The organism is Anabaena sp. CA = ATCC 33047 (assembly GCF_963870205.1).
In the GTDB taxonomy this organism is placed as follows: Bacteria; Cyanobacteriota; Cyanobacteriia; order Cyanobacteriales; family Nostocaceae; genus Trichormus.
Genome location: NZ_CAWMSA010000057.1, coordinates 319,559 through 328,852, shown reverse-complemented (window position 1 = coordinate 328,852; position 9,294 = coordinate 319,559). Strand labels below are relative to the sequence as shown.

Genomic DNA, 9,294 nt, shown 5'->3' with positions numbered 1-9,294 from the left:
GTGAGTCGGCGAGTGATTGCCAATCCTAAACCAGTGCCTCCATACTTGCGGTTACTTTGTCCCGCACTTTGGACAAATTTTTCAAAAATTAGTTGTTGTTGATTTTTAGCAATACCAATTCCTGTATCTTGCACAGCAATTTCCAGCCAAACCTGATCTACACCGCAGATAGCATGGATATGAGCGCGAACAAGGATTTTAATATATCCCTGTTCTGTAAACTTCAGGGCATTGCCCACGACATTAAATAGAATTTGACGTAATCTGACTTCATCAATCAAAATCACCGGTGGTACAGTATCTTCAATCTCGGTGTATAAAGTTAAATTTTTAGTGATTGCCTTTTGAGTAAAAATCTGTTGAATTTCTTGAATCAGAACTCGCAGGTTTACAGGTTCATAACAAAGTTCTAATTTACCGGCTTCAATTTTGGATAAATCCAGAATGTCATTAATCAATCCCAACAGACTTTTACCACTGGCAGTCAGTGTGTTTAAATATGATTGTGCTTGTGGTTCAGTCACAATTGATTGCAGCAAATCAGCAAAGCCCAAAATTGCATTCATGGGTGTACGAATTTCGTGGCTCATATTAGCTAGAAACTCACTTTTAGCTTTGTTAGCAGTTTCGGCTTCTTGTTTAGCTAGTTCTAAAGCTAAGTTATTCCTGGTTAATTCTTGTTGTGCTTGTGCATCTTTGAGGGCAATGGCTAAATATTTGGCCACTTCGGAAAGCACGGCAATTTCATGCCCTTGCCAAGTTTTGGGGGTGGGTGAATCAAAACAGAGTAAACCTACTAATTTGTCTGAGTGTTGCAAGGGGACATGAAGCAGGGCTTGAGTATCACCGGCTAACATTACCTGAGCGATCGCTGTCATTCTTGTATCCTGTGTGACATCATCAATCACAAGCGGTTGACCCTGTTGCAGCGCGTTCCAGTAACTTGGTGCTATCGACAAATCTACTTCTAATTCTTGCTGTGACGGCATACCCGAAGGTTCTAAAGCATGAATTACCGTCAGTATTCCTTCTTCATTAATAATCGAGTAGGCTACACGGTAGTGGCTGAAGTATTCACTTAACTGGTAAACAGTAAAGGAAATTATTTGTTCTACTGTCATGCCCGTGGTAATACCTGTGAGGATGCTATTAATTAAACCTAACCGCGCTTGACTTTCCCTGAGAGCCATCTCTGAGAGTTTGCGTTGTGTGATGTCACGATACTGCCACAGGTGTCCTTGATACTGCTGATCTACGAAAACAGGAATATAGTCTCGCTCTAAAGTGCGACCATCTATTAAATTGATTTCTTCTGCTGTGACTACTCGTTTTTCCTGAAGTATTTGCTCAATACGTTTTAATGTGGCATCTGGATTGATAAATATCTGTTTTGACTGTTGAACTAATTGATTACAGTCTGCGCCCAATAAAGCCTCAGAGGATACAATAATACCAAACAGGTGACAAAATTGTTGATTAATTAAAGCTATTTTCCGGGTTTCATCTTCTACTAATACACCCGCTTGCAGATTTTCAATTAAAGCTGCTAATCGTGAACTGGTTGCCCGTAATTGCTCTTCTGCTTGTTTGCGCTCAGTGATGTCTGTGTGAGAACCTGTCATCCGCACGACATGATTGTTCTCGTCCCACAAAGCTTGTCCACGATCTAAAATCCATTTATAACTGCCATCTTTGCACTGAACTCGATGTTCAGTAATATAAAAAGGTATCTTTTGAGCAAAATGATTTTGGACAGTTTCTAAAACCAAATTTAAATCATCAGGATGTACTCTGTTAGTCCACTCGTCTAAATTGTGGGAAATTTCATGATCCTCATACCCTAACATTTCTTTCCATCGCGCTGAAAAGAAGACTTCATTAGTTTTGAGGTTCCAGTCCCAAACACCATCATTACTACCTCGCAAAGCCAGTTGCCAGCGTTCTTCACTTTGCCGTAGGGCTTCTTCTGAGTGTTTGCGATCGCTCACATCTTCGACAATATACGAAAATTGCGGGCGATAATTAACTGATTCACCAATGTAGGAAACTGTTGCGGATAACCATTTGATTGTTTCTCCTTGTTGGTGGGAATACTCAAAGCGCACGGGTTGCCCTGTGCGTTGGCTTTCTCGATAGTGGTTGATCCAGGTACGGATATTGTCTTCACCTGCACCCATTTGGCTAGCCAATTGATTGTGCATGGTTTGTGTAGTCGCGCCAAAAAATTTGGCGGCACTGGCGTTATCTGATAAATGCAGGATGTCATCATCTAATAATTCCACTACACCCATCATCATCGGTGAGGTGTCATAAAAACTTCGCAGCACTGCTTTCCCTTCCCTTAATGCTGCTTCTGCTTGTTGCGTCCGTGTTAGTTCGATGTGCAAAGCTTGGTTAAGCTGCCGTAACTCGGCAGTTCTTTGAGCAACTTTGGCTTCTAGTTCTACGTTGGCTTTTTGGACTTGTTCCAGCAGTGTAGCCTGTTGAATGGCGATCGCTACCTGAATTGATAAATTCTCCAGCAAGTCCTTTTCTTCCGGTTGCCATTCCCGGATATCACTACATTGGTGTGCAATTAGTAACCCCCAAAGCATATCATCTAGCAACAGAGGGACAATTAACGCAGCCTTGACCTGAAATTTCTGCAAAAACTTGATATAACAGTCACTTAATCCGGCTTTATTAATATCTGTAATTGCTTTAGTATGGTAGTTATCATAGTAATGTATCAACTTTTGTTCAAAGCACTCATCTTTGACTACTCTGTTTAAAATTGACCATTCAGGTTGTGCCACTGATTCAACAACAACTGTGCCACTCCCATCTGATTCAAATCGATAAATAAGTACCCGATCAGCTTGTAATAGTTGTTGTACTTCTGTCACAGTTGTGTTAAGAATCGTTTCTAAGCTTAAAGAAGCTCGAATTTTCAAAGCAACATTAGTCAGGAGTTGGTTTTGTCGAGCCTGTTGTTGAATTTTGATATCTTGCTTGTTGACTTGTTGAGAAATGACACGGTAAATATGATGTAATAAACTAAATTTGTGTTTTGGATAATTCATTGCTGTTCATTCAGCTTAAGCCAAATTAAATATAACAATATTGGTGTCATTTTACTCCAGCACAACTAAGTATAGATTGTTGTTTTTATAATGAGGTTTTGCCAGAGTATAAATACGCCAATTGATACCTAATCATTAACTCAGTAGTAATTGCAGCTAATTTCGCTAAAGAATACACAGTTTTAAAACAAGACAGAATGTGAAACAGCAGCCAATCAGTGTTTATTGCTGCCAAGACGCACTTTTTACCAATTGACGACTAGCCAATTCGCAATAATCCACAACATAATGAGAATGTCTGATTCCTAAAGCCATCTCAGGCATTTCTTGCCAGCAATGACGACAGAACCAAACAAGGTAACTCGTGAGAACAACAAAGACACTGGTGCATAAAATTTTAAATTTATATTTTCAAAAGAGGATTAGCTGGATTTTGCGCTAATTTTTCCAGCAGAATTGAGTTTCATCACAATATTGGTTAAATATAAAGAACTTGTGAAAAATTTAATTATTGATACAAAATTAAATGTTTGTTTACTTTTCTTCAATTAAGTCGGAGTTGATGAAGTATCAATTCTGCAATTTACAAAAGTTATATGAAGTGAAATCTTTAAGAAAGTTATGTTTGATGTATGTGATTTGATTTCACAACTACTTTAAGTATTTGACAATTTGAGTACAAGTGTTGCAGGTATGACAAATATCTTCTAGGGTGCTGCTTATGAAAATTTTATTGGTAGCAGATGATGTATTACTGAGTGCGGCATTAATAGAATTACTTCAGACAAATCATTACAGTATTGATTTAGCGAACGATGGTGAAGCCGGGTTAGACTTAGCAATGGCGGCGGAATATGATTTAATTTTGCTGGACTGGCTAATACCAAAATTGGATGTACTTAGCTTGTGTCGGCAACTGCGATCGCGAGGTGATCTCAAACCAATTTTATTAATTACATCTCAAGATGCTAATGCAGATATTGTGGCAGCATTAGATGCTGGTGCAGATGACTATATAGTTAAGCCTTATGAAGCGGCAGCATTACTAGCAAAAATTCGGTCTTTATTACGCCGCAGTGGGGTAATGGCATCATCGACTTTAATTTGGGACAATCTATGTTTAGAGCAAGCCTCTGGGAAAGTAATATTTAATCAGCAGCTAATTTCACTCACAGCTACAGAATACAAACTTCTAGAATTGTTTTTACAAAACCCCAATCGCATCTTTAGCCGTCAAATTATCTTAGATCAGCTGTGGGGATTTGATGATGCACCGATGGAAAATGCGGTGACAACGCACATTAAAGACTTACGCAAGAAACTGAAAGCCGTAGGACTGACAGAAGATATTATAGAAACAGTGTATGGTATGGGCTATCGTTTAAAGCCTCCGCCAGAGCAAGCGATCGCATCTGATACGGCCAGTTTAGAAGCAAATAATCAGCACAAAACAAAACCCACTCCCGATATAACCAACATTAATCGAGTCTTAGAAAGATTTCGCCATTCTTTTAGTCAACAGGTGGCAATATTGGAGGCGGCGAAAACAGCCCTCTTGGCAGGAAATTTACACACCGAGTTACAGCAAACCGCCAAGCAAGAAGCACACAAACTAGCCGGCTCAATGGGTGCGTTTGGGTATCCAGAAGGTTCTAGAATCGCACGGGTATTAGAGCATTTACTCAATCATAATGGCATTCCGCCCACCGGAGAAACTCGCAGATGGCAAGATGATCAGATTGCCGAATTTTCCCAGTTGGTGACGGCATTACAACAAGAGTTAACCAAGTCACCTGTCAGTGCCACTACTCAACCTAGCCCCGCACCAGAAATACATCGAATCTTGGTGATTGATGATGATGTTACCTTGACGGAACAGTTAAAGGCAGAAGCAGCCGCTTGGGGAATGGGAATCAAAATTGCTCCTGATTTAGCCACGGCTCGCTCGCTGTTATCGTTCAGAACTCCTGATGCAGTTTTACTAGATTTGAGCTTTTCCGGTATAGAAGAAAATGGATTGACATTTTTGCAAGAACTAGCACAGCGATCGCCTAATCTCCCCATAGTTGTATTTACCGCCAGAGATAGCCTTGCTGATCGCCTAGCAGTATCACGGTTAGGAGCAAAACAATTTTTACATAAAGGAGCTACAACCGAGCAGATTTTTCAAACTTTATCCCGTGTCTTACCTCAACCTCAAACCTCAGAAGCCAAAGTGTTAATCGTAGACGATGATCCTGTAATTCTGACTGGATTATCCGCATTGCTGACTCCTTGGGGATTAGAAGTAACAACGCTGAGTGAACCGCAGCGATTTTGGGAAGTATTAACCGCAACTGCACCAGACTTAGTGTTACTAGATTTAGAAATGCCACAAGTTAGTGGATTAGAGTTGTGTCAAGTCGTGCGGCAGGATGCTCAGTGGGGAGATTTATTTATTTTGGTCGTCACAGCACACACAGATGCCGAATCGCTTCAGCAAGCCTTTGCCGCCGGAGCCGATGATTTTATTACTAAGCCAGTGCTAGGGCCTGAACTGGTGTCAAGGGTAATTAGCCGGATTGAAAGAAAGCGATCGCGTCGATAACCAGGGAGAGGTTAACAATCATGCGAACTTATCAGCGAGCATTACCATATCTTATTGCTGTTGTGGCCACTGCGATCGCCCTGCTACTATCACTGTGGTTAGAATCTATCTTACATCAAGGAATTGGTGCTGTTTTTTACATAGCCATCATTATAAGTACCTGGTATGGTGGTTTGCGGCCGGGGATAGTTACAATCGTGCTTTCGACATTGGCAATCAATTATTTCCTGATTCCCCCTAAAAATCAACTTTGGCTGACTCAAATACCGGATATATTGCGGTTAGGGCTGTTTCTATCAGTTGCCTTGACAATTAACCTAATTACTAGCAATCTGCTGAACAGCAAACGCAAGATTCAACAATTGACTGAGAAATTGATTCAGGAAAATGCTGAACAACTGCGGATGGCTCTATCGGCTGCCAAGATGGGGATTTGGGACTGGAATCTGGTGACAGGACACATTAAATGGTCACCAGAACACGAACAGTTATTTGGCTTGACTGCTGGTAGTTTTGATGGTAGATATGAAACCTTTGACACTTGCTTGCATCCTGATGACCGCGAGATACTTAATCAGGCAGTACAACAAGCACTCTTGACTCACAGCATCTATCAGTGTGAGTTTCGTGTCATCTGGGCAGATGGTAGCATCCACTGGATTGAGGGACGGGGACAGGCATTTTATAGCACAGAAGGGCAACCAGTGCGTATGACTGGGACTGTCATGGCTATTGATGAGCGCAAGCAAGCCCAAGGTTTACTACAACAGCAAGTTGAGCAACAACGCTTAGTGATGGAGATGACGCAACACATCCGGCGATCGCTCAACTTACAAGATATTCTACAAACTACTGTAGATGAAGTGCGGCGGTTTTTGGGGTGCGATCGCGTCACTATTTTCCAATTTTCTCCCACTTGGGGTGGAACTATTATTGTGGAATCTGTGGCACCTGAATGGATGCCTATTTTACCACTTCAGATTTATGACCCCTGCATTGGTGAAGAGTATGTTGAACCGTTTAAACAAGGCTTAGTTACTGCAAAAGCTGATATTTATACGGCTGGAATTAGCCCCTGTCACGTGGATTTTTTAGCCAGTTTGCAAGTCAGAGCCAACCTGGTTGTTCCCATTTTCCAAGGTAATGAATTGTGGGGATTGCTAGCGGCTCATCACTGTGCCGCCCCTCGTGAGTGGCAATCCTCAGAAATCGATCTGCTGCGTCAGTTAGGGGCGCAGGTAAGTATTGTCATCCAACAAGCTGCTTTATTTGCCCAATTACAAACTGAATTAACAGAACGTAAACAAGCTGAAGCAGCTTTACAACAACAGGAAATTACCCTACGGTTATTTGCTCAATACGCACCTGCTAGTATTGCCATGTTTGACAAAAATATGCACTATGTCATGGTGAGCCAGCGATGGGTAGATGACTACCAGCTAAATTCAGCCGGATCAATAATTGGGCGATCGCACTACGAAATTTTTCCCGAACTTCCTGAAAGATGGCGGCAGATTCATCAACGGTGTTTGGCTGGGGCGGTTGATAAATGTGAGGAAGATTCCTTTATCCGCCCAAATGGGATGCAGCAATGGATACGTTGGGAAATTCACCCTTGGCATACTGCTACAGGTGAAATTGGTGGGATTATCATTTTTTCTGAGGATATTACCCAGCGTAAGCAAGCAGAACAAAGTTTAGCAAAAGAGCTAGTTCGTATCCAGACGTTGTTTAATACATCCTTTGATGGCATCGTAATTTTAGATGAGCAAGGAAATGTCCTAGATGCCAATCCCCGATTTGCTCAAATGCTTGGTTACACACCAGAAGAAATTACTCGACTGAATATTTATGACTGGGATGCTGAGTTTACTACTGAAGAACTTCAGCAATTAATGTCTGACTACATCCACTTCAAAAGCGGAGTCTTGGAAACTCGCCACCGCCGAAAAGATGGCTCAATCTACGATGTAGAAATCAGCTCTAGCGTTGTGGAATGGGAAGGGGAAATTTTGCGATTTTGCGTTTGTCGAGATATTAGCGATCGCAAACAAGCCCAAATAGCTTTACAGCAATTGAACAACGAACTTGAGCAACGGGTAGTAGAGCGCACAGCACAACTGACAGAAGTAAATGATCGCCTCATAGCCACGCTCATGGAACAACACCAAGCTAGTCAACAGCTAGCGGAACAGGCACAACTATTAGATTTAGCACACGATACTATCATCACCACTGAGTTAAACGGGGTGATATGCTTCTGGAACAAGGGAGCCGAGTCTATGTATGGCTGGAACACAGCCGCAGCTTTAGGACAGAACACCCATACTCTCCTCAAGACTCAATTTCCCAAACCCTTACCAGAGATAGAGGCGGAACTTTTAGAAAAAGGCTATTGGGAAGGAGAACTGATCCATTTCTGCCGGGATGCTCAACCTGTGACTGTAGCCAGTCGTTGGGTTTTACAAACAGACAACACTGGTAAACCGATGAAAATCTTAGAGATTAACAATGATATTACTGAGCGCAAACAAGCAGAAAATGCTTTGCGCCAGAGCGAAGAAAAATTTCGTCAGCTAGCAGAAAACATCCATGCAGTATTTTGGATAACAGATCATCAAAGCCAGCGAATTTTATATGTGAGCAAAGCCTATGAAACCATCTGGAAAAGGAGTTGTGAAAGTCTCTACCAAAACTACTCAGATTGGTTAGATGCCATTCACCCAGATGAGCGTCAAAACGTCGAGATAGCATACAGCGAACAGGTGAAAACAGGAAAATATGACATCAAATATCGTATCATCCGTCCTGATGGTTCAATGCGTTGGATTCGCGATCGCGCCTTCCCGATTAAAAATGAACTTGGGGAAATGGTGAGAATTGCTGGTATTGCCGAAGATATTACGGAATTACAGCAGATTGAGCAGATGAAAAGTGAGTTTATTGGCATTGTTAGTCATGAACTCCGCACTCCTTTAACCGCCATTCGGGCAGCACTAGGTTTACTTAACAGTGGGATTTACGATCAAAAACCGGAGAAATTCCAACGCATGATTGAGATTGCATTAATCGACAGCGATCGCTTAGTGCGTTTAGTCAATGATATTTTAGATTTAGAACGGTTAGAATCAGGTCGAGCCGTCTTAGAAAAAACCACCTGTAATGTAGCTGATTTAATTCAACAAGCAGTCGAGGGAGTGCAGGCGATCGCGAATCAGCAACATATCACCTTTAATATCAATCCCACCGATGCCCAAGTTTGGGCAGCTGCTGATGCCATAATTCAAACACTTACCAATCTGTTAAGTAATGCCATTAAATTCTCTCCTGCCCATTCCACCATTACGCTGAGTGTCAAAAGCCAACAAGATTGCGTACTGTTCCAAATTAGTGATCAAGGGCGGGGCATTCCCGCAGATAAACTAGAACTAATCTTTGGCAGATTTCAACAAGTAGATGCCTCAGACTCACGCTCTAAAGGCGGAACTGGTTTAGGATTGGCAATCTGCCGCAGTATTATCGATCAACATGGCGGTAAAATTTGGGCTAAAAGTAAACTTGGTGAAGGTAGCACATTTTTCTTTACTCTGCCACTGAGAAATAGGGAGTAAGAAGCGGAGGAAGCAGGAGAGAAACACTAATAAC

Annotated in this window: 3 protein-coding genes; 2 read left to right on the top strand and 1 reads right to left on the bottom strand. The window is 41.8% G+C overall.

Going from position 1 to position 9,294, the window contains the following annotated elements:
* Positions 1–3,062, bottom strand: a 3,062-nt coding sequence (locus AACS98_RS19385; RefSeq protein ID WP_198161160.1) for a GAF domain-containing protein, incomplete at its 3' end; no start/stop codon positions are given.
* A gap of 721 nt (positions 3,063–3,783) precedes the next feature.
* Here AACS98_RS19385 and AACS98_RS19380 point away from each other — a divergent pair.
* Both AACS98_RS19380 and AACS98_RS19375 read left to right on the top strand, forming a co-directional pair.
* Positions 3,784–5,649 (top strand): response regulator, encoded by a 1,866-nt coding sequence (locus tag AACS98_RS19380; RefSeq protein ID WP_066382857.1) that lies wholly within the window; start codon positions 3,784–3,786, stop codon positions 5,647–5,649.
* A 20-nt stretch (positions 5,650–5,669) separates the two neighbouring features.
* Positions 5,670–9,260 (top strand): PAS domain S-box protein, encoded by a 3,591-nt coding sequence (locus tag AACS98_RS19375; protein ID WP_066382855.1) that lies wholly within the window; start codon positions 5,670–5,672, stop codon positions 9,258–9,260.
* Positions 9,261–9,294: the final 34 nt, after the last annotated feature.